This window comes from Janthinobacterium sp. FT14W, from assembly GCF_009208755.1.
In the GTDB taxonomy this organism is placed as follows: domain Bacteria; phylum Pseudomonadota; class Gammaproteobacteria; order Burkholderiales; family Burkholderiaceae_D; genus Janthinobacterium; species Janthinobacterium violaceinigrum.
Genome location: NZ_WFLL01000001.1, coordinates 290,271 through 312,610, shown reverse-complemented (window position 1 = coordinate 312,610; position 22,340 = coordinate 290,271). Strand labels below are relative to the sequence as shown.

General features: G+C 66.5%; 17 protein-coding genes. 7 read left to right on the top strand and 10 right to left on the bottom strand.

The genetic code is table 11. From position 1 onward, the window contains the following. Positions 1 to 6 precede the first annotated feature (6 nt). Entirely contained in the window at positions 7 to 807 is an 801-nt protein-coding gene (locus tag GCN74_RS01380) for a class I SAM-dependent methyltransferase (RefSeq protein ID WP_152254986.1), read from the bottom strand. A gap of 295 nt (positions 808 to 1,102) precedes the next feature. Between GCN74_RS01380 and GCN74_RS01375 the strand changes: the two genes are divergently transcribed. The 4 genes from GCN74_RS01375 (at position 1,103) to GCN74_RS01360 (ending at position 7,559) form a co-directional block, all read left to right on the top strand. After that, entirely contained in the window at positions 1,103 to 4,456 is a 3,354-nt protein-coding gene (locus GCN74_RS01375) for an MHYT domain-containing protein (protein WP_152254985.1), read from the top strand. Then, positions 4,453 to 5,472: a two-component system response regulator gene (locus GCN74_RS01370; RefSeq protein WP_152254984.1), complete on the top strand. Its 1,020-nt coding sequence runs from the start codon at positions 4,453 to 4,455 to the stop codon at positions 5,470 to 5,472. The genes GCN74_RS01375 and GCN74_RS01370 overlap by 4 nt, the downstream gene beginning before the upstream one ends. A 311-nt stretch (positions 5,473 to 5,783) precedes the next feature. Beyond that, positions 5,784 to 6,620 carry a universal stress protein gene (locus tag GCN74_RS01365; RefSeq protein ID WP_152254983.1) on the top strand — a complete coding sequence of 279 codons (837 nt, stop codon included), beginning with the start codon at positions 5,784 to 5,786 and terminating at the stop codon, positions 6,618 to 6,620. 69 nt (positions 6,621 to 6,689) lie between these two features. Further along, on the top strand, positions 6,690 to 7,559 hold the full coding sequence (locus GCN74_RS01360) for a hypothetical protein (RefSeq protein ID WP_152254982.1): 870 nt from the start codon (positions 6,690 to 6,692) through the stop codon (positions 7,557 to 7,559). Between the two features lie 53 nt (positions 7,560 to 7,612). Here GCN74_RS01360 and GCN74_RS01355 read toward each other — a convergent pair whose 3' ends face one another. The 4 genes from GCN74_RS01355 to GCN74_RS01340 form a co-directional block, all read right to left on the bottom strand. Then, positions 7,613 to 9,931, bottom strand: a complete 2,319-nt coding sequence (locus tag GCN74_RS01355; protein WP_131373471.1) for an NADP-dependent malic enzyme — start codon at positions 9,929 to 9,931, stop codon at positions 7,613 to 7,615. A gap of 192 nt (positions 9,932 to 10,123) precedes the next feature. After that, positions 10,124 to 10,312, bottom strand: coding sequence for a hypothetical protein (locus GCN74_RS01350; RefSeq protein WP_152254981.1), 189 nt, complete (start codon positions 10,310 to 10,312; stop codon positions 10,124 to 10,126). Then, complete coding sequence (locus GCN74_RS01345; protein ID WP_226938806.1) at positions 10,305 to 10,937, bottom strand: SMI1/KNR4 family protein; 633 nt, start codon at positions 10,935 to 10,937, stop codon at positions 10,305 to 10,307. The genes GCN74_RS01350 and GCN74_RS01345 overlap by 8 nt, the downstream gene beginning before the upstream one ends. 1 nt (position 10,938) lies before the next feature. Further along, the gene (locus GCN74_RS01340; RefSeq protein ID WP_152254980.1) at positions 10,939 to 12,126 is read right to left on the bottom strand and encodes an MFS transporter; all 1,188 of its coding nucleotides are present in this window, start codon (positions 12,124 to 12,126) and stop codon (positions 10,939 to 10,941) included. 125 nt (positions 12,127 to 12,251) lie between these two features. On the opposite strand from GCN74_RS01340, the gene GCN74_RS01335 reads away from it, so the two are divergent. Continuing rightward, the gene (locus GCN74_RS01335) at positions 12,252 to 12,773 is read left to right on the top strand and encodes a MarR family winged helix-turn-helix transcriptional regulator (RefSeq protein ID WP_152254979.1); all 522 of its coding nucleotides are present in this window, start codon (positions 12,252 to 12,254) and stop codon (positions 12,771 to 12,773) included. On the opposite strand, the gene GCN74_RS01330 is transcribed toward GCN74_RS01335, so the two are convergent. Then, positions 12,770 to 13,363 carry a hypothetical protein gene (locus GCN74_RS01330; RefSeq protein ID WP_152254978.1) on the bottom strand — a complete coding sequence of 198 codons (594 nt, stop codon included), beginning with the start codon at positions 13,361 to 13,363 and terminating at the stop codon, positions 12,770 to 12,772. The genes GCN74_RS01335 and GCN74_RS01330 overlap by 4 nt on opposite strands. 88 nt (positions 13,364 to 13,451) lie before the next feature. On the opposite strand from GCN74_RS01330, the gene thiL reads away from it, so the two are divergent. After that, positions 13,452 to 14,432: a thiamine-phosphate kinase gene (gene thiL, locus GCN74_RS01325; protein ID WP_152254977.1), complete on the top strand. Its 981-nt coding sequence runs from the start codon at positions 13,452 to 13,454 to the stop codon at positions 14,430 to 14,432. Between the two features lie 18 nt (positions 14,433 to 14,450). On the opposite strand, the gene GCN74_RS01320 is transcribed toward thiL, so the two are convergent. Genes GCN74_RS01320 through GCN74_RS01310 form a run of 3 tightly spaced genes read right to left on the bottom strand, consistent with a single transcriptional unit; the run spans position 14,451 to position 19,674 of the window. After that, complete coding sequence (locus GCN74_RS01320; RefSeq protein ID WP_152254976.1) at positions 14,451 to 17,027, bottom strand: EAL domain-containing protein; 2,577 nt, start codon at positions 17,025 to 17,027, stop codon at positions 14,451 to 14,453. Next, entirely contained in the window at positions 17,024 to 19,054 is a 2,031-nt protein-coding gene (locus GCN74_RS01315) for an ATP-binding protein (protein ID WP_152254975.1), read from the bottom strand. Before GCN74_RS01315 ends, GCN74_RS01320 begins: the two co-directional genes overlap by 4 nt. Positions 19,055 to 19,056: 2 nt before the next feature. Next, a complete protein-coding gene (locus GCN74_RS01310) occupies positions 19,057 to 19,674 on the bottom strand; it encodes a YfiR family protein (protein WP_193316925.1) in 618 nt (205 codons plus the stop codon). Positions 19,675 to 19,897: 223 nt separating this feature from the next. Between GCN74_RS01310 and GCN74_RS01305 the strand changes: the two genes are divergently transcribed. Beyond that, a complete protein-coding gene (locus GCN74_RS01305; protein WP_152254973.1) occupies positions 19,898 to 20,380 on the top strand; it encodes a CinA family protein in 483 nt (160 codons plus the stop codon). Here GCN74_RS01305 and GCN74_RS01300 read toward each other — a convergent pair. Next, positions 20,373 to 22,142, bottom strand: coding sequence for a sensor domain-containing diguanylate cyclase (locus GCN74_RS01300; protein WP_226938805.1), 1,770 nt, complete (start codon positions 22,140 to 22,142; stop codon positions 20,373 to 20,375). The genes GCN74_RS01305 and GCN74_RS01300 overlap by 8 nt on opposite strands. Positions 22,143 to 22,340: the final 198 nt, after the last annotated feature.

Below are 22,340 nucleotides of genomic sequence, written 5' to 3'. Positions count from 1 at the left end.
CAACGGCTATGCCGCGCGGGCCAGCCTGACGGCGCGCGTGGCGATAAAGCTGGGCAGGTATTTTTCAATTTCAAAGCGCGGGTGGGGATGCATTTCCTCGTGGTATCCCGTCAGCACGAAACCCGCCGCCAGCTGGCCGCCGATCTGGCTGTCCAGCCCATGGCCGAAGACCAGCGCCTCCCCCTTGGCCATGCGCGCCGCCAGCGCCTCGGCGTCCATATCCTCCACATCCGAGTACGGCAGCACGAAACGGGGCCGTATCAAGCCCTGCTTTGCCCATTGCGGATCGCGGTCGCCGATGAACACGGCGGGATTGAAGAAACTGCTCAGCAACACGCCGCCATCGGCCAGCACGCGCGCGCATTCGCGCCATACGGAACCGATATCGGGCACGTACTGGTTAGAGACCGGATGCACGATGACATCGAAACTGGCGTCGGCAAAACAGGACAGGTCGCGCATGTCGCCCTGCACGGTGCGTAACTGCAAGCCGTCGCGCTCGGCCACCATGCGGTCTTGCGCCAGTTGCTGTTCAGACAGATCGAAAACGGTGACGTGGGCGCCGGCGGCGGCCAGCACGGGCGCCTGCTGCCCGCCGGCACCGGCCAGGCACAGGATGCGCTTGCCGCACACCGCGTCCAGCCAGCCGGCCGGCAGGGGACCGGGCGTCAGGTGGATCTGCCACTGCCCCGTACGCGCCGCGGCGACGGTGGCGCTGTCGACGGGCTGCGACCATGGACTGTTGCGTGCCGCCTGGGCATCCCAGGCTTGCTGATTATGCTGCAAGAAGTTGTGACTTGAAGGCATCGTCATCCTTTCAGAAAAAACAGGACGCGAATGTAGCATGCCGCCCGGCAAGGCGTCACACTTTGCAAAAAAACCACACAATTCTCAGTTGCAACTTCCGTGCGGGAGGGCCGCTACCATGGGGAGCAGCAACGATTGCCTGGCCTTGCCCGCCGCCCCGGGGCTTGCACGACAGGCAAAATAATTACAATTAAGATATTTGTTTCCGGAAATCTGGTAAGGTAATTCGCATCGATCACCCGCAGCGGCGGCCGGCGGCGACGCCAGTGCCACGAGGCGCCACCTGTTTCCTACGATGATACCTGCCAGCATCCAGCACCTGTTCCATATTCCCGCCGACCCGGCACTGCAGCACCACGGCCAGCATGCGCCGGGCCTGGTGCTGCTGTCGCTGGTGATCGCCATATTCACGTCGTGGATGGCCTTCCAGATGACGGCGTACAGCCGCGCGCAGGCCAGCATCAGCCGCCGCCTGCACTTGCTGTGCCTGCTGGCCGGCAGCCTGGCGCTGGGTTGCGGCGTGTGGGCCATGCATTTCATCGGCATGCTGGCGTTCGAACTGGGCACCAGCGTCGCCTATGCTCCGGGCCTGACCTTGCTGTCCATCGTGCCCAGCGTGGCCGCCTCGTTCGTGGCCCTGGCCACCATCAGCCGGCGCGCCGTCACGGCGCCGCTGCTGCTCAGGAGCGGCCTGCTCGTGGGCCTGGGCATCGGCGCCATGCATTACACGGGCATGCACGCCATGCGCATGGGCCTGTCGCTGCGCTATGACCCGCTGCTGTTCGCCCTGTCGCTGTGCGTTGCCGTGGCGCTGGCCACCGTGGCCCTGTGGGTGCGCTTCGGCTTGCGCGGCTGGAGCGGCAGCCTGTCTGCCTCGCGGCGCACCTTGATCAGCGCTGGCGTCATGGGTTGCGCGATTGCTGGGATGCATTACATGGGCATGCAGGCCGCCCGCTTCGTGGGGACGATTCCCCCTGGCAATGATGCCGATGCCAACCGGCCCATGCTGGTGATCAGCGTGACCCTGCTCACCATCGCCCTGACGATCCTCGTCGCCTCGGCCGTGGGCATCCTGCGCTACCGCGAACTGTTTCGCCACCTGAACCAGAGCGAGAACTGGACCCGCTCGCTGCTGACAAGCACGGTCGACGGCGTCATCACCATCGACCGGCGCGGCAGCATCGTCGATTTCAACGGCGCTGCCGAGCGCATCCTGGGCTGGCGGCAGGCGGAAATCGTGGGCCGCCATGTCAGCCTGCTGGTCAGCGACGTGCGCCAGTCGGAACAGCACGGCCTGCTGCACCACCTGCGCACGGGCGAAGGCGAGGCATCCCACACCAGCGAGGAAATCGTCTACGTGCGCAAGGACGGCATACCGGTCGCCGTGCAGCGCTCGATGGCCAGCGCGCGCCTGGCCGACCAGGATCTGTATGTGCTGTTCATTACGGACATCAGCGAACGGCGCGCCATGCTGGCCGCCCTGCGCGAAAGCGAACAGCAGCTGCGCTCGCTGATCGGCAATCTGCCCGGCATCGCGTTTCGCTGCACCACGGCAGAAAACCAGCCCATGCTGTTCATCAGCGATGGCGTGGAAGCGGTCACCGGCTATCCGCCCGCCGACTTTCTGGGCGCCGCGCCGCGCCGCACCATCACGGGCCTGATCGCCAGCGAAGAGCGCGCCTACGTCATCGAGGTCTTCAACCGCAGCGTTGCCAGCGGCGAGCCCTACCTGCTCGAATACCGGCTGCTGCGTGCCGATGGCACGGCGCGCTGGCTGTGGGAGCGGGGCACCGTGGTGCATGACGCGGCGGGCGCCGTACGCTGGGTCGACGGCGTCATCCTCGACATCAGCGAACGCCGGCAAATGGAGGAAGACTTGCGCATGGCCAAGGAAAAGGCGGAGCTGGCGGCCGCCACGCGCGCCAGCTTTGTCGCCAACATGAGCCATGAAATCCGCACGCCGATGAATTCCATCCTCGGCTTCACGGACGTGCTGCTCGACTCGCCGCTGCTGCCGGAACAGCGGCGCCATCTCGATACCGTGCGCCAGTCGGGCCGCTCGCTGCTGCGCCTGCTCAACGAAGTGCTCGATACGGCCAAGCTGGACAAGGGCGCCATGGTGCTGGAGTTGCGCGACTACAGCCTGCTGGCCCTGGTCGACGAACTGGCGTCCACGTATGGCATCGCTGCGCGCGCCAAGGGCTTGCGCATGGAAGTGCAGTACGACCCGCAACTGCCGGCCATGCTGCATGGCGACGAATTGCGCATGCGGCAAGTGCTGGGCAACCTGCTCGACAACGCCATCAAATTCACGGCCAGCGGCGCCGTCAGCCTGGCCGCCCGCCTGCAGGACGGCCAGCTGCACCTGCTGGTGCAGGACAGCGGCATCGGCATCGCCGCGGAACGGCGCGATGCCATCTTCGAGCCGTTCGTGCAGGCCGACGCCTCGACCACGCGGCGCTTTGGCGGCACGGGCCTGGGCACCACCATCAGCAAGCAGCTGGTGACCTTGATGCAGGGGCGCATCTGGGCCGATGCCGTGCTGCCGCATGGCACCCTGTTCCAGGTGATGCTGCCCCTGTTGCCCGCACGCCAGGCAGCGCTGCCCGCCAGCGAACGCCGCAGCGTGCGCCTGCCGCCCCTGCGCGTGCTGGCCGCCGACGACGTGCCGCAGAATCTGGAACTGCTGTGCTTACTGTTGGGCAAGCGCGGCCATACGGTGGCCACGGCCAGCGATGGAGAGGAAGCCCTGCGGCTGGCGCAGCACGGCGATTTCGACTTGCTGCTGCTGGACTTGCAAATGCCGCGCATGGATGGGCTGGCCGCCACGCTGGCCATCCGTGCCGCCGCCGTGCGCGATGGCCGTCCCCGCGTGCCCGTGATCGCCATGACGGCCAGCGTGCTCGATGCGCACCGCAAGGCGGCGCTGGCGGCCGGCATGGACGGCTTCGCCACCAAGCCCGTCGAGTGGCAAGCGCTGTCGCAGGAAATCGCCCGCGTGCTGGGCCTGTCGGCGGAAGCGACCGACGACGGCCACGAAGCGGCGCCGGCCGCTGGCGGGCGGGTGCTGCACCATGCGGGCGCCCTGCAGCGCTGGGCCGGCAACGACAGCGCCTACCACGCGGCGCTGGCCCGTTTCGGCAGCGAGCATCCGCGCCTGCCGCCGGCCCTGCTGGCCGCCATCGAGGCCGGCGACCATGCGGCGCTCTTGCCACAGAGCCACAAACTGCGCGGCGTGGCAGCCAACCTCGGCCTGGAACAGCTGGCCGCCAGCCTGGCAACGCTGGAACAGGCGTGCGCCAGCCCCGGCCCCGCCACGCCGCAGCAGCTGGGCGAGACCCTGGGCGCCCTGCTGACGCAATGGCCGGCAGCCCTGGCCGCCATCGCCCGGCTGGCGCCGCCTGTGGCACACGCGGCAACGGCAAGCGCCATCGATGCGCCCGCCGCCCGGCTAGCGGCCAAGGCCCTGCTGCATGCCCTGCAGCACGGCGAACTCGATGACGTGGCGCAAGCGCAGTTGCAGCACGCCATGGGCACGCAGGGGGTCGCGCTGGCGCCGCTACGGCATGCCATCGACGACTTCGATTTCCCCCTGGCACAGTCGCTGTTGCACGACTTGCTGCACACCTTGACACCGGAGCTCCCATGAATGCGCCACGCCACGCCAGGCCCGTCCTCCTCATCGTCGACGATGAAGCGGCCAATTTGCAATTGCTGCGCCAGATATTGCAGAACGACTACGCGCTGCTGTTCGCCAAAGATGGCGCGCGGGCGCTGGAACTGGCGCGGCAGGAACGCCCCGCCCTGATCCTGCTCGACGTGATGATGCCGGGCATGAGCGGCCACGACGCCTGCCGCCAGCTGAAAGCGGCACCGCTGACGGCCGCCATTCCCGTCATTTTCGTCACGGCCCTGAACGACATGCGCGACGAACTGAGCGGTTTTGAGGCGGGCGCCGTCGACTACATCACCAAGCCGCTCAGCCCCGCCATCGTGCGCGCCCGCGTGCGCACGCACCTGTCGCTGGTGCGCATCGACGAATTGAAGGAAACGCGGCTGCAGATCGTCCAGCGCCTGGGCCTGGCGGCCGAGTACAAGGACAATGAAACGGGCTTGCACGTGATCCGCATGAGCCATTTCGCCCGCGTGCTGGGCGTGGCCGTCGGCCTGGACGACACGGCCGCGGACGACCTGCTGCACGCGGCACCCATGCACGACGTGGGCAAGATCGGCATTCCCGACCGCATCCTGCAAAAGCCGGGCAAGCTCGACGCGGACGAATGGTCCGTCATGCAGACGCATGCGAGCATCGGCGCCGACATCATCGGCGAACATGCGGGCGGCGGCATGCTGGCGCTGGCGCGCGAGATCGCCCTGTCGCACCATGAAAAATGGGATGGCAGCGGCTATCCGCACGGGCTGGCGGGCGAAGCGATCCCGCTGGCGGGCCGCATCGTTGCCGTGGCCGACGTGTTCGATGCGCTGACCTCGGTGCGCCCGTACAAGCGTGCCTGGCCTGTCACGGACGCCGTCGGCTATCTGCAGCAGCAGAAGGGCCTGCATTTCGACGGCGCACTGGTGGACCTGTTCGTGCAGCAGCTGCCCGCCATCGATGCCATCCGGCTGCGCTGGGCGGAGCAGGGGGAACAGCACGCGCTGGCGTGAGGAGTGAACTCCCGCCACGGCCAGCGTTGTTGCGTCACACAAGCAAGTGCCGGACAGATGGCGCCGGCGCCGATGCAGACCACTGGGAGAGCAAGGAGTTCAATGCCATTATCGGTGGCTGGGGGCCAGACATTTTGATGCACATCAAACAGATCAGCATTTCCTCGTGAAGGCCTTGCAGATGGCTGCTGCTTGTGTTTTTTTGATCCACATCAAGCCCCGCAAAAGAAAATCCCCGCCCGGCACGGCAACGCTGGACTTGCCCGTGTTGCCGTTCTAGCCTTGTTGCCATCCTGACTAGCGAGTGACACATGGCCTATAAATCCATCCTGGTGCATGCCGACCTGTCGCGCCATGCGCCCCAGCGTATCGCCATCGCCGCGCGGCTGGCGCACGCGCACCAGGCGCACCTGATCGGCGCGGCGATGACGGGCGTATCGCGCTTTTACCTGGAAAACAACCGCGGCATGCGCGGCGCGGCCGTGGCGGCGCAGATTTCGGCCTTGCACGGGCAGGCGGAACAGGCGCTCGACCAGTTTGAAACGCTGGCACGCCAGGCCGGCGCCGTGTCGCTGGAACGGCGCCTGATCGAAGACGACGAAGACGGCGGCATGGCCGTCAGCGCCCGCTACAGCGACTTGACGGTGCTCAGCCAGCACGACGCCGGCGAAGCGCTGCCCGGCGCCATGAGCGACCTGGTGCCGTACGTGATGCTGAACGCGGCCCGTCCCGTGCTGATCGTGCCGCGCAGCGGCCAATTCGCGCAAGTGGACAACACCGTGGTGGTAGCCTGGGATGGCAGCATGGAAGCGACGCGCGCCATCGGCCACGCGCTGCCCCTGCTGCGCGCGGCGCGCCTGGTGGTGCTGGCCCTGCTGCACCCGCCCGCCGGCCATGCGCAGCCGGCCCGCCATCCGGGCGCCGACATCGCCGCCTACCTGAGCCGCCATGGCGTGCCCGTCGAAGTACGCCCCGCCGTCGCCACGGGCGACATCGGCGCCGCGCTGCTGGCCATGGCCGCCGAAGTGCATGCGGGCCTGCTGGTGATGGGCGGCTACGGCCACGCGCGCTTCCGCGAAATTCTGCTGGGCGGCGTGACGGAAACGGTGCTGCGCCAGATGACCTTGCCCGTGCTGATGGCGCACTGACGCCAGGCGCGCTCCCTGTCGTTGCACAATGGGTATACTTGCCTGTTTATCCATGCCAAGGCAATGTACATGAATCAACAACTCGCCAATTGGGGCCGTGGCCTGCTGCCGTTCGGCGGCGAACTGCTGTGGACCGCCCTGCCGTGGATGCTGCTGTGCAGCGCGGCCGGCTGCATGCTGGCGGTGGGCATCTGCTACCAGCTGGCCAGGCAATGCCTGCTGGTGCGCCGTCCTCCCGCCTGGCATGTGGCAGCCAAGCTCAGCTATGTGCTGATCCTGCTCGCGCTACCGCTCCTCGGCGCCGGCCTGGGCGCCGTGCACGGCGTGCACCGCGTCGTCAACCAGGCACTCGAGCGCGACGTGCAGCCCGTGTTCGAGGCGCAGATGCCGGCGCTGCGCGTCTACCTGGAACAGCAGGTCAAGCTGATCGCCCCGGGCCAGCCCATCAGCGTGCGCAGCCTGCTCGAGCCCTTCGTGCAAGGCATGTATTACCGCCCCGCGTCAGGCAGCTACTGGGAGCGCAGCAAGGCGCGCTGGATCAATGAATTCATCCTGCGCCGCGGCAGCGTGCTGCTGACGCAGGTGCTGCAGGAACAGCTGATCACCAGGGTCGGCGTGCTCGGCGAAGCGCTCAAGGGTGCCAGCTTCCGTGGCCAGGCGACCAGCGACCTGGCCGCGCTGGGTACCGATCTGGCCGTGCGCCTGACTACCGACGTGGCGCGCCATGCCGATTTCAGCAAACTCGACAAGTCGGTGCCGATGATTTTCATCGACGCCATCAAACGGCAGGCCGGCGCCTATTTCAATTCGCTCAAAATCACGCTGGCCCTGTTCGCGCTGGCCGCGCTGCTGCTGGTATGGGGCGAGATCCTGCTGTACCGCCATTACTACCTGCGCCGCCATCCGCCCGCCGCGGCCCTGCCCGTGCCGCCCATGTAAAAAAAGCCGCGCCTCCTTGCGGATGGCGCGGCTTTCAGGCGGCAGCTAAACCCTTAGGCTTTGCGCTGCGCCACGGCGTCGACGACGCACAGGGCCGTCATGTTGACGATGCGGCGCACGGTGGCCGAAGGCGTCAGGATGTGCACGGGCTTGGCGCAGCCCAGCAGGATCGGGCCCACGGCGATGCCGTTGCCGGCCGCCGTCTTCACCAGGTTATAGGCGATGTTGGCGGACTCGATGTTCGGCATGACCAGCAGGTTGGCGTCGTGCTTGAGGTCCGAGTTCGGCATCAGCTTGTGGCGCAGCTTACTGTCGAGGGCCGTATCGCCGTGCATCTCGCCGTCGATTTCCAGGTCCGGCGCGCGTTCCTTGATGATGGCCAGCGCGGCGCGCATCTTTTGCGCCGAGGCGCTGTCGCTGGAACCGAAGTTCGAGTGCGACAGCAGGGCCGCGCGCGGCGACAGGCCGAAGCGGGTCATCTCTTCGGCGGCCATGATGGTGATCTCGGCCAATTGGTCGGCGTCCGGGTTTTCGTTGACGTGCGTGTCGACCATCACCAGCTGGCGCTCCGGCATGATCAGCACGTTCATGGCGGCGTAGACATTGCTGCCGGCGCGCTTGCCCAGCACCTGGTCGATGTATTTCAGGTGCAGCTGGGTGGTGCCGAAGGTGCCGCAGATCATGCCGTCGGCATCGCCCTTGTGGATCATCATCGAACCGATCAGGGTGTGGCGGCGGCGCATTTCCAGCTTCGCGTATTCCTCGGTGACGCCCTTGCGGCTGGTCATGTCGTAATACGTATTCCAGTAATCGCGATAGCGCTCGTCGAAGTCCGGGTTGATGACGTCGAAGTCGACGCCCTGCTTCAGGCGCAGGCCGAACTTCTGGATGCGCGCTTCCAGCACGGGCGGACGACCCACCAGGATAGGACGCGCCAGTTTTTCATCGACCACCACTTGCACGGCGCGCAGCACGCGCTCTTCTTCGCCTTCGGCGTAGACGATGCGTTTCAGGTCGGCCGGCGTGGACTTGGCCATCAGGAACAGCGGCTTCATGAAGGTGCCGCTGCGGTAGACGAATTGCTGCAGGCTGTCCGCGTACGCTTGCAAGTCCTTGATCGGACGCGTGGCCACGCCGGAATCCTCGGCCGCCTTGGCCACCGCTGGCGCGATCTTGATCAGCAGGCGCGGATCGAACGGCATCGGGATCAGGTATTCAGGGCCGAACGACAGGTTGCTGATGCCGTAGGTGGTGGCGACGATGTCCGACTGCTCGGCATGCGCCAGGTCGGCGATCGCGTGCACGACGGCGATTTCCATCTCGCGCGTGATGGTGGTGGCGCCGCAATCGAGGGCGCCGCGGAAGATGTACGGGAAGCACAGCACGTTGTTGACCTGGTTCGGATAGTCCGACCGGCCCGTGGCGATGATGGCGTCGCTGCGCACGGCCTTGACTTCTTCCGGCAGGATTTCCGGATTCGGGTTGGCCAGCGCCAGGATCAATGGATTGGGCGCCATCTTGCGCACCATGTCCTGTTTCAGCACGCCGCCGGCGGACACGCCGAGGAAAATGTCGGCGTCCGGGATGATCTCGGCCAGGGTGCGCAGCGGCGTGTCTTGCGCGAAGCGTTCCTTGTCCGGGTCCATCAGTTCCGTGCGGCCCTTGTAGACGACGCCGGCCAGGTCGGTGACGTAGATGTTTTTCAGCGGGAAGCCCAGGTCGACGATCAGGTCCAGGCAGGCCAGCGCCGCCGCGCCCGCGCCCGACACGACCAGCTTGCAATCCTCGATCTGCTTGCCGACGGCTTTCAGGCCGTTCAGGATGGCCGCGCCGACGATGATGGCCGTGCCGTGCTGGTCGTCATGGAAGACGGGAATCTTCATGCGGTCGCGCAGCTGGCGCTCGATGTAGAAGCACTCGGGCGCCTTGATGTCTTCCAGGTTCACGCCGCCGAAGGTCGGTTCCAGCGAAGCGATGATGTCGACCAGCTTGTCGGGATCCGATTCGTTGATCTCGATGTCGAAGACGTCGATGCCGGCAAATTTCTTGAACAGCACACCCTTGCCTTCCATCACCGGCTTGGCGGCCAGCGGGCCGATATTGCCCAATCCCAGCACGGCCGTGCCGTTGGTGATGACGGCCACCAGGTTGCCGCGCGCCGTGTATTTATAGGCATTGGCCGGATCGATGACGATTTCTTCGCACGGCGCCGCCACGCCTGGCGAGTAGGCCAGCGCCAGGTCGCGCTGGTTGGTCAGTTGTTTGGTGGGCGTCACGCTGATTTTGCCGGGGCGCGGGCACTCGTGATACTCGAGTGCGGCCAAGCGCAATTGTTGACGCAATTCTTCTTTTTTATCAGATGACGAATCCATGCTGTGCTGCCTTCCTGTTTGGTCGATCGGGTGTTCCGGATTTTATCAGACCGATTCTTTCAATTAGCTAGGTATTTTCCGCTAGCCACAGTCTGATATCACGAAAACGCATAACCTAGCATTGTAAGGCCGTCCGGCAGCACAAACGTCCTGAGCAGGAAAAACTATCAAATTTTAGATTTCAATTAGTTTTTATGATGAAGCGTCGGCGGCGCGCCACAGCGGCAGCGCTGCGACGGCGCGCTCGATATCGTCCATCTCGTCCGCGCCCAGGGTGGTGTCGAACGGCGCGGACAGGATGCGGCGCATCAGCGCCTCGCCGGACAGCACGATGCGGCGGTTGGCGGGCAGCAGAGACGGCGGCGCGGCCCGGCTATTCAAAATTTTCGTCGGTCAGGAAGGCATAGCCGTCATCGATCAGCATGTGCAGATAAGCGTCGAAGCTGTCGGCGATGACCAGGTAGCTATCGGGATCGTGCAGGAAGCGCACCACCTGCCCCACCTTGCCCGACGCCGTGGGCGTGAAATCGATATACAGCCGCGACGAGCCGCCATTGTTCATGCAGTGCGAAAAACACAGGCGCTGGCCCTGCTGGATGCCGGCGTCGATGCGGGCGTCGACGATGCCGGGATCGTCGTCCAGGCAATGGCCGTAGATGTCGGCGATGCTGCGCTGGTTCGCCCGTCCATCCCGGAGGATCTGCTCGACGGAACTCAGGTAATACGGATACTCGAACACGTCCGAGCCCAGCATGTACACCAGCACCATGCCGCCCGCATACTCCTGATAATGGGTGCCGTTGTACTGGCCCAGCAAGCGCAGCAGGCTGTCCGGGCACAGCGGATACGTGTGGCGCAGGCTGGCCAGTTGCGCCGCGCTGGCGCCGCTGGCCAGCGCCAGCTCCGCCAGCGGCTCGGGCGGCATGGCCTGGCGCAATCCTGCCAAATAATGGTCGACGATGTTCATGGTCGAAATATAGCAGCTGCCGGCCGCCGCCAGGCGCACGCTAATCCAATTGGGCCAGCCGCACGCCCGGCGCGAAGCGCACGGCGATCAGCAGCAGCAGCACCACGCCAGCGGCCATCACCATCCACGCCTGGGCCAGGCTGGACGAATGCTGGCGGATCAGGCCGGCAATGAAGGGCATGCTGCTGGCGATGATGTAGCCGCCGCCCTGCACGAATCCCAGCAGGGCGCCGGCGCCGGCCGGGTCCGCCACATGGTCCATGCTGACGATCAGCGACAGGGGGAACAGCGCGCCGATGCCGCAACCCAGCAGGATCACGGCGGGCAGCGCCAGTTGCGCGGGCGCCACGATCAGGCAGGCCAGGCCGGCCAGCACGGCCAGCAAGACGGACAGCAGCAGGATGCGGCGGTCGGGGAAGCGGTGGATAATGCTGGAAATCGCCACACCCGCCAGCACTTCCACCAGGGTCAGGGCGCCCAGCAGCAAGCCGCCGTGGGCCGCGCTCCAGCCCAGTTCCGTATAAAACGGCGGCAGCCAGGCCAGCACCAGGGTGTAGGCACCCGTGCCGATGCCGAAAAACACCATCAGCAGCCAGGCGCGGGGGCTGCCCACGGGCAGGCTGGCGCCCGCGCCATTGCCGGCCTCCACGCGCGCGGCCGATGCGCGGCGCCACAGCAGCGCGGCGGCCACGGCGGGCAAGGCCCACAGCGCCAGCAGCGCCTGCCAACCCAGCGACTGCGCCAGCGGCGAGGCGGACGCCGCGGCAATGGCTGCGCCACCCATGATGCCCGTCGTATACAAACCCATCAATTGCCCGGCCCGTTCGGGAAAATGGCGCTTGATGAAGGCTGGCAGCAAGGCTTGCACCAGCGCGATGCCCAGGCCGCCCAGGGCTGCCGTGGCGATCAGGCCGCCGCTGCCGTGCAGGGGCCAGCGCAAGGCGCAGGCGGCCGCGATGATGGCGATGCCGATGCCGATGCCGCGCGGCACGCCCAGGCGGCGCTGCAGCTGCGCGCCCGCCAGCGCGCACACGCCCATGGCGAACACGGGCACGGTGGTCAGCAAGCCCGCGTCGGCATTGCTGAGGCCCGTGCCGGCCTGGATGCTGTCAAGCAGGGGCCCGATGGCCGCCAGGATGGGGCGCAGGTTCAGGCCCAGCAGGATGATGGCGGCCACCAGCAGGGCGGACGAGGGGAACGGGGAGGTGACGGGGCGTTCGGATGGCATGGGAGAGTAGTCCTTGCCTCGCTGGGAGGCACATGGTTTAATGCGTCATATAAAATAACTCGATGAAAAGTATCTTAACATAAAGATAGAAATGTATCTTGATGTCGAGACAAATGGATAGCGCCATGACAGATACCCCGCAAGAACACACGCGCGCGCAATTTGCCGCCGCTCAATGGCAGCGCGAACTGCCGCAGATGGATACCCGCGCCATGCAGCTGGTGGGCCAGCTGGGCACGGTGGCGCAGCTGATGGCGCGCGACTGGCTCAACCCCCTGTTCGCCGAACACGGCTTGCAACCGGGCGAATTCGACGTGCTGGCCACCTTGCGCCGCTCGGGCGCACCCTACAGCCTGACGCCGACGGCCCTGTACGAGGCGGCCATGCTGTCCTCGGGCGGCATGACCAACCGCATCGACCGGCTGGAAGCGGCAGGCCTGATCGAACGGCAGAAGCACCCGTCGGACCGGCGCGGCGTGCTGGTGGCCCTGACACAAAGGGGCTTGGAACTGATTGAACGGCTGGTGCTGCTGCATGTGGACAACGAGCGCGCCATGCTGTCGGCACTCAGCGCGGACGAGCAGCGCCAGCTCGACCAGTTGCTGGCCAAGCTGCTGCAGGGCATGACGCAGGCGAAGAAGGTTTAAGCGAGCACGCGTGCCAGCTCGCGCAGGGCCGCATGGCCGCGCCTTGCCTGGCGCTGCAATTCTTCCGGCGCACAGTGGCCGTACAGGGCCTGCACATGGCCCTCGCTGGCCGCGCGCAGGTCGAGGTCGCCTGCGCCGGGATCGGGCAGCTGTCCCTCGACGAGGGTAAGGAAATAATGGCGGGCCGCGCCGCGCAGGTTGGTGGCGAACTGCAGCACCAGGCCGCTGTCGAACAGCAGCGCCCCGCTGTGGGCGCCACTTTCCAGCAGCAGCCGGAACGGCGGCAGGGGGCGCCGCGCCGCCCGCAGGAAACCTGCCAGGCGCACTTGATAGCCGAGTTCCAGCCCGTTCGCGTGCAAGCGACCCTGCTGCAGATACACCTTGAACGAGGCCTGCACGGCGCGGCCGGCGCGGCGGAACCAGCGTTCGTCCTCATACAGGCACAGCTGGCCGCCGTCGCACAGTTCATCAAAGCCGCGCGCCAGCAGTTCCGGCTCCGTAAACGTGTCCAGGCCGACGGCCTGCGGGTCGCGCAGCCAGCCGTCGTCAAGATACGACTGCAGCACGGTGTGGATATCGTGTAGGGGCATAGGAAAATGAACAAGGCTGGCAAAGACGGGCATTGTAGGCCAGCCTATAATAGTAGCGCCACACCCTTACTCAACCTGCAGACGAACCATGGCCCCACACGACGCGCTTTCCGAATTCGACCTGATCAAACAATACTTCGTGCGCCAGCGCCCCGGCCGCGCCACCCTGGGCATCGGCGACGATTGCGCGCTGCTCACGCCCGGCGCCGGCAGGCAGATCGCCATCTCGTCGGACATGCTGGTCGAAGACCGGCATTTCTTTGCCGGCGCCGACGCCCGCATGCTGGGCCACAAAAGCCTGGCCGTGAATCTGTCCGACCTGGCGGCCATGGGCGCGCGCCCGGTGGCATTTACCCTGGCCCTGGCGCTGCCGCAGGCGGAGCGCGCCTGGCTGGCCGGCTTTGCCGAAGGCCTGTTCGCGCTGGCCGACGCGTTCAATTGCGAATTGATCGGCGGCGACACCACCAAGGGCCCGCTGAACATCTGCATCACCGTGTTTGGCGAGCTGGCGCCGGGCCAGGCCCTGCGCCGCAGCGCGGCCGTGGCGGGCGACGATATCTGGGTCAGCGGCACCTTGGGCGATGCGCGCCTGGCGCTGGCCGGCTATCGCATGGAACAGGAACTGGCGGCCGCCGACCTGCTGACGGCAGCGGCGCGCATGCATACGCCCACGCCGCGCGTGGCGCTGGGCTGCGCGCTGGCCGAGCAGGGCCTCGCGCATGCGGCCATCGACATCTCGGACGGCCTGGCGGGAGACCTGGGCCACATCTTGAAGGCGTCGCGGGTGGGCGCCACCCTCGACGTCGACGCCCTGCCGGCCGGCCCCGTGCTGGCGCGGCAAGCCACCGCCCTGCGCCGCCGCTACACGGCCGCCGGCGGCGACGACTATGAACTGTGCTTCACGGCGCCGACAGCGTCGCGCGAGGCCATCGCCGCGCTGGCGGCCAGCTGCGGCACGCCGGCCACGCGCGTGGGCCGCATCGAGGCCGGCAGCGGCTTGCGCCTGGTCGATGCGGCGGGCTTGCCGCTGGACTTGCAGCTGTCGTCGTTCGACCACTTCAGCGACTGACTTTCCGCTGCCTTTTCGCTAGCGCACCGTCACGCGCGCCAGCCCCGGCTGGTTCACCATCCAGTAGTGCTGGAAGGCCAGGCGGATGTTGTCGCGCAGCTGGGTGTCGTCCCACGGCTTCGTATAAAAACGGTAGATGGCGCCCCGGTTGATCGAGTCGAGCACCGCTTCGAGGCCCGTGTAGCCGGACAAAATGATGCGGATGGTTTCCGGGTACAGCTCCTTGACCTTGCTGAGGAATTCCGTGCCGCTCATGCTGGGCATGCGCTGGTCGCAGACGATGACGTGCACGCGGTGCAGGGCCAGCATTTCGAAGCCTTCGGCCGGCGTGCTGGCCGTGAGGATCTGGTAGCCCTCGGGGCGGAACAGGCGGTGCAGGGACGACAGCACGTTGACGTCGTCATCGACGATGAGCAGGGTTTGCGCGGGCTGGGCGGCCGGGTCGTGGCCGGGCGGCAGGCCGGCGCCGGCGGCGATCATCTGCCCCAGTTCCAGCGCCGGCAGGGCGCGGCTGAAATAAAAGCCCTGGATTTCATCGCAGCGGTTGCGCCGCAGGTATTCGAGCTGCGGGCGCGACTCCACGCCCTCGGCCACCACGCTCAGTTTCAGGCTGTGCGCCATGCTGACGATGGCCAGCGCGATGGCCGCATCGTTCGGGTTGCTGGTGATGTTGCGTACGAAGGCGATGTCGATCTTGAGCTTGTCGATGGGGAAGCGCTGCAGGTAGGCCAGGCTCGAATAGCCGGTGCCGAAATCGTCGATGGCCACCTTCACGCCGATCTTCTTCAACTTGCCCAGCACGACGATGGTGCGCTCGGCATTCGACATCAGCGCCGTTTCCGTCAATTCCAGTTCCAGCAGTTCCGGCGCCACGCCATGCTGCGCCAGCGCGCGCGTCACCGCGCCTTCCAGGTCGCCTTCGGCAAACTGGCGGCTCGACACGTTCACGGCCACGCGCACGGCCCCCACTTCGCTGTCGCGCCACTCGGCGATCTGGCGGCAGGCGGCCTGGATCACCCAGGCGCCCACGCGCACGATCAGGCCCGTGTCTTCCAGCACCGGCACGAATTCGGCCGGCGCCACCAGGCCGTAGCCGGGACGGCGCCAGCGCAGCAGCGCTTCCACGCCGCTGATGCGGCCCGTGCGCAGGTCCACCTTGGGCTGGTAATACAGGATGAACTGCTCGTGTTCGAGCGCATGGCGCAGCGCCAGTTCCAGGTCCAGGCGGGCCAGCACCTGCACGTTCATGCCGGCCGTGAAAAAGCGGTAGCCGTCGCGCCCTGCCTGCTTGGCGCCGCCCATGGCCGTATTCGCATATTTGATGAGGGTTTCCGGGTCGGTGGCGTCGTCCGGATACATGGCGATGCCGATGCTGGCCGTCAGCGTGGCCGCGTGGCCGCGCAAGTCGAATGGCGCGCGCAAGGCTTCGCGCACCTGGTTGGCCACGGCCACGGCCTCCTGCTGGTTGCGGCTCATGGTCAGGATGAGCGCGAATTCGTCGTTGCCCAGGCGCCCTACCGTGTCGCGCAGGCGCACGCATTCGACCAGGCGGTTGCTGAACTGGCGCAGCAGTTCGTCGCCCAGCGCCGCGCCCAGGGTGTCGTTGATGCTTTTAAAACGGTCCAGGGCGATGAACAGCACCACGATGCGCCAGCTTTTTTCCTGCGCCAGTTCGACGGCCTGGGCCAGCGTCTGGTAGAACAGGCTGCGGTTCGGCAGCCCTGTCAAGCCATCGTAATGGGCCAGGTGCTTCAGGCGCTCCTGCGCCTGGCGCCGTTCGCTGATGTCGCGCGCCACGGCGATCAGCAGCAGGCCGCCCGTGGCCGGTCCGCCCGCCACGGGCGCCTGCGCGTACCAGTGCCAGCCCAGTTCCACGGGCACCAGGCTCAGGTCGCGCCGCACCAGTTCGCATTCCGTCACTTCCGTGGCCAGGTGGGCGGGGCCGCCCGGCAGCGCGGCCAGCGGCGGGGCCGGCGGCGACGGCAGCAGGGTGCCGGGCGCCAGCGCCAGCAGTTCCGTGCGCGCATAGCCGAGCAGGCGGCAAGCGCCGTCGTTGGCGTCGACCAGGGTCATGCCCAGCACGTCGACGAGGAAGATGGCGTCGGTGGTGGCGTCCATGGCGCCGCGAAAGCGCTGCAGTTCGGCCGTGCGCTGGCCCACCGTGCGTTCGAGCAGGGTGTTGTAGTGGCGCGCGGCGCGGTGCAGCAGCCGCACTTCGAGCATGTTGCGGATGCGCGTGAGCACTTCGAGCGCGTCGAAGGGCTTGCTGATGAAGTCGCGCGCGCCCGCTTCCAGCGCCGCCAGCTTGGCGTCCGGGTCGGCGGCGATCACCAGCACGGGCAGATAGCCTTCCAGCTCCAGCGGGCGCAGCGCATCCATCACGGCATAGCCGCTCATGCCCGGCATCACCAGGTCGAGGATGATCAGGTCGAACTGGTGGCGCTGGTGCAGGCCGGCCACGGCGCGCGCGTCAAGGGTGCTGCTGATGGCCGTGTAGCCGCCGCTCTGCAGCAAGTGCTCGAGCAGGCGCAAATTGACTTCCTGGTCATCGACGATGAGGATTTTCGCCGCATAGATATCGGCCTGGCTGATCATGGCGCACCCGTTCCCTTCTGCCGGCGCTGCTGCGCCACATAGGCCAGGGTGCTGTTGATCGCCTCGGTAAATTCATCGAGGTTGATCGGCTTGGTGAGGTAGCGGTAAAAGCCCAGCGCCATGCTGCGCTCCACGTCGCCCGGCATGGCGTTGGCCGTCAGGGCGATGACGGGAATGTGCGCCGTGCGGGGATCGGCGCGCAGCAGTTTCAATGCGTCCGTGCCGTTCACGTGCGGCAGGTTGATGTCCATCAGGATCAGCTGCGGCAAATGCGTGCGCGCCATCTCCACGCCCAGGCGGCCATCCGTTGCCGTCAGCAGCTGCAATTGGGGGCAGTAGCGCACGATTTCCTCGACCAGGGTCAGGTTGGCGGGATTGTCTTCCACGTACAGCAAGGTCACGGGCGCGCTGTGCTCGAGCAGCGCGCCGGCCAGGTCCGGCCGCGGCAAGGCCGGATCGGCGGGCACGGGCAAGGCATCGACCACGCGCAGCTCGATCCAGAACGTGCTGCCCTCGCCGGGCGCGCTGGCCACGCCGATGCTGCCGTCCATCAGTTCCACCAGGCGCTTGGTGACCACCAGGCCGATGCCGCTGCCCTCTTCCGTGCCGCCTTCCTGCCCCAGCCGGTTGAAGGGCTGGAACAGCAGCGCCACCTGTTCGGCATCGAGGCCCACGCCCGTGTCGCGCACGCTGATGCGCACGCGTCCGCCCGCCTGCGGCGCGCAAGCGATGCTCACTTCGCCATGCTCGCGGTTGTACTTGAGCGCATTCGACAGCAGGTTCAACAGGATCTGCTTGAGGCGCGTGCGGTCGGCCAGCACGTTGAGGGGACAGGCATCGGGAAAGGCCATGGCGATGCCGCGCTGGCTGGCCAGCGGCGCGATCATGTCGCGGCATTCCTGCAGGATGGCGTCCAGGCCCACCGGTTCGAGCGACAGGCTGACCGTGCCCGACTCCACCTTCGCCAGGTCGAGGATTTCATTGATCAAGGTCAGCAGGTGGCGGCCCGACTTCAGGATATGGCCCGCGAACTCCTTCTTTTGCGCCAGCGTCGACGGCAGGCGGTCGGAACTGAGGATTTGCGCAAAGCCCAGGATGGCGTTGAGCGGCGTGCGCAACTCATGGCTCATCGACGACAGGAAGGCCGACTTGGCATAGTTGGCGCTGCGCGCCTCTTCCATCGCCATGGCCAGTTCGCCATTCGTCATTTCCAGCTGCATCGTGCGTTCGTGCACGCGCACTTCCAGTTCCTGGTTCAGGCGCATGACTTCCTGCTGCGCCTGGGTGCGCTGCTCGCCTTCGCGTGCCAGCTCGCCGTTCGAGCGTTCCAGCGCCTGCGTGCGCAGCTCGATCTCGGCCAGCATCTTGTTGAAGGAATCGACCAGCTGCGCCACTTCGTCGACGCTGAGCTTGCGCGCGCGGCGCGAGTAGTCGCCCGTCTCGATCACTTCGCGCGCCACGTCGGCGATGTCGAGGATGGGCTGCGTGATGACGAAGTCGAGGCGGCGCAGCAGCAGCAAGGCCACCAGCAGCGCCAGCACCGTCACCCCCAGCGCGATGGCCAGGTAGTCGGCCGTGCGGCCCGCCAGCTCGTAATCGGCGCGCAGGTAGACGGTGCCCAGCAGTTCGCCATTGTCGACGATGGGCTTGAACAATTCCACGGACCTGCCCTGGATGGTTTCGCCTTCCTTGCCCACCTTCGCCGGCAGTTCGCCCACATTCTGGTTCGCCCGGTAGCTGGCAAACAGGCTGCCATCGGCCTTGTACAGGGCGCCGGCCGTCACGCGGGGGCGGATGCGCATCAGGTTGAGGTTTTCCAGCGCCAGGCGCTCGTCGTCGAAGGCCAGCGCGGCCGAGCTCATGTGCCCCAGCAGCTCGGCCTGGGTACTGATATCGGCCACCAGGTTGCGGTGGTAGGCGCGCAAGTCGTAGACGACGATGGTGCCCAGCGAAATGACGAGCGCTACCAGGGTGGTCAGCAAGACCACCGACATCAGTTTGCGGCGGATGGAACGCAGTCGTATCATGCTCAGGCGCCCCCCGTCTGCACGCGATAGGCGGCCAGCAGCATGCGCGCACTGATGCGGATATGCGCCTGCGCCACGGGTTTCAGGGCCACGTCGAAGCGCACCTTGTCCTCGGCCATCACAAAATTGATCATGCTGCCCATCGCATAGACCTCATCCGAATCGGACACCGTCAACAACGCCAGGCCACGGCTGGCGGCCAGCATCTCCTGCAACGCCGTTTTTTCCAGCGCGCCCAGGTACAGCACGTGCAGCCCGGCCAGCGCGTCGCCGCGGCGCACTTTTTTCACCTGCACGGCGCGGCCGTTGACGCTGTGCCCGGCCACGCTCTGTTCCAGCTGGTCGGCCAGCGCATCGGCGCCCGCCACGCCGATCACCAGCGGCGCATCGGGCCGGGCAAAGCTGCCATCGGGCCACTCGACATAGCCGGCAAACTTGTACAGATAGGCGGCCTTGACCTGGCGTTCCAGTTCTCCCGGCACCTGCGCCCGCGCGTCGGCACACAGCGCGCCCAGGAGCAGCAATAGCCAGCCCCAGCCGAGGCAGCCGCGGCCAGCGCCGCGCAAGGGGCTGCGCAGGGAGCCAGGATGACGCCACCAGGTCCAGTTCAGAATTGCCATGACAACCGAGTAAAGATAATGCATACGAAGGCGCGGCACCATGCCGCCTGCCTATTCGGGCGATGCGCACCAGGGTGGCGCAGCGGCAGCCCGCCTGCCGGCCCGGAGTGGTAGCAAATGTATAAAAGAGTGTACGCATTTTCGCTGATACCGGGGAAAGTTTATTTTACCGTGGGCCATGCTACAGTCTTGCCACCATTCCCACCGCACGCAGGAGTCATCCATGAGCAACGCCCTCGTTTCCCTTTCCACCGAGCTCGGCCAGGCCTTGCAGGCGAAGGGCCTGCTGCTGGCCACGGCCGAATCGTGCACGGGCGGCGGCGTGGCGCAGGCCGTCACCGAGGTTTCAGGCTCGAGCGCCTGGTTCGAACGGGGCTTCGTCACCTATTCGAACGGGGCCAAGAGCAGCATGCTGGGCGTGCCCGCCGGGCTGATCGCGGCACACGGCGCCGTCAGCGAAGAAGTGGCCGCCGCCATGGCGCAGGGCGCCCTGGCCCACAGCCCAGCCCAGGTGGCCGTCTCGACCACGGGCATCGCCGGTCCCACGGGCGGCGTGCCCGGCAAGCCGGTGGGCACCGTCTGCTTCGGCTGGGCCCGCGCCGGCCACGTGCAGACGGAGCGGCGGGTGTTTGCGGGCGACCGGCAAGCCGTGCGCGAACAGGCCGTCGTCCATGCCCTGCAGGGGCTGGTGCGATTTATCAACTGATCTCAGCGATGCAGGCGCGGTCGCGGCCCGCCTGTTTGGCCGCATACAGGGCGCTGTCGGCGCGCATCAGCAATTCGTGGCGGCCCGCGCCGTGGCGCGGATACTCGGCGATGCCCGCCGAAAAGGTGCACCCCGACAAGCTGTGCGGCGCCTGCCGGATCAGCAGCTGGCGGTAGCGCGCGGCGATATCGTCGATCTTGTACGCGGCGATGACGCTGTCGGCTTCGCGCAACAGCAGGCAGAATTCCTCGCCGCCATAACGGCACACCATGTCGCTGCCGCGCAGCTGGCTTTCCACCAGGCGCGCGAACTGGATCAGCACTTCATCGCCAAAATTATGCCCGTACGTGTCGTTGACGCGCTTGAAGAAATCCAGGTCGATGATGGCGATGGCCACGGGCGCATCCGCATCGGCCGCGTGCAGGATGGCATTGAGGCAGGTTTCAAAATGGCGGCGGTTGTACAGGCCCGTCAGGTGGTCGCGCATGGCCTGTTCCTTCAGGCTGTCCTGCAGGGAATTGACATGCAGGATCTGGTGCGCCAGTTCGCGGTTCAGGTGCTCGAGCTTGACGTTTTCCGATTCGCGCGCCGCCTGCAGCTCCAGCGCCTTGTCGCGCTCGGCCTTCAGGCTGTGCATTTCCTTTTCCAGGTTGCGCATCAGGCTGCGCGAGGCGCGCGCCGACTTGCTGCTGGCCTCGAACGCGGCCTGGTATTGCTGCAGGAAACCGTACGCGGCCTGCCATTCGCCCAGCTGGGCATTGATGTCGGCCAGTCCCCGCAGAATCTGCTGCTGGTGAAACGGATTGCGCGTCCAGCTCAGCAGGCTGTGCGCCTGCGTCAGCGACGCCAGCGCCTGCACCGTCTGGCCCGCGTGCAGGTCCAGCTTGCCGCGCACCAGCCACGCATGCATCTGCTCTTCCAGGTCCTGGCCCCGGCGCGCATACTCTTCGGCCCGCAGCAGCAATTGCAGCGCGCTGGCGGGCTGCTGCAGCAGGATGGCGGCGTGGGCGGCGATGCAGAACAAAAAGGCGCGGATCGCCAGGTCTTCTTCCGGCCACTCGTAAAACGGTTCCACCAGCGCCAGCGCCTCGGCCGGCTTGCCCGTGGCCAATAAACACATGGCCAGGTTGGCCGAGACGATGGTTTGCTGGTATTTGAGCTTTTGCGTGCCGATGATGTCGAGCGCCTCGACCAGCAGGGGGATGGCGTCTTCATCGTTGCCCAGGTCGTGCTGCGACGACGCCAGGTTCGACAGGCTGTTGACGCGGTGCGCGGGGCTGCCGAAGCGCTCGGCGATATCGAGCGCCAGCAAAAAATTGCGCGGACCGTCCTGCGTATCGCCGCGGTTCAGGGCATCGACGCCCAGGCGCGCGTACAGCATGAACTTGTGCAGCGAGTCGGGGATCTGCGCGGCCTGGCTGCGCGCCTGCAGGAAATGCTGCTCGGCATCGGCAAAATCGCCGCGCCGGCTCGCATACGCGCCCTGCAGGGCCGCCACTTCCATGCCCCCTTCCAGGTCGCCGCTCTGCTGGAAATACGCACGCAGGCGCTCGCACGACGGTTCCGCCTCGCCGCCGTAATACGCGAGCCAGCAATGATTGAGTTCCGCATACGCGTCGCCGCGCGCATACTGTTGCCGTTGCGCCGCCGCCAGCGCCATCTGCGCCAGCCGCCGCGCCTGGCGGCGGTTGCCGACCAGGCAGGACAGGGCCTGCTGATTCAGACGGTCAATGTCGGCTTTATCGAGACTGGAGATCGGCACTGCGTCCTCGTTCACACTCTGGGGTGGATTTTTCACACAAAACTTGCTCTACATCAATGGTATCCTGATTAACATCATAACCAGATTCGCTCTTGCGCATGGCATATTTGCAAAGGATTGTGGTAAAAATGCCAGTCGTGGCCTAGCCGGGCGCCCGCGCCCCTGCCACGTATCTTTGATTGTCACTGACGCAACAAC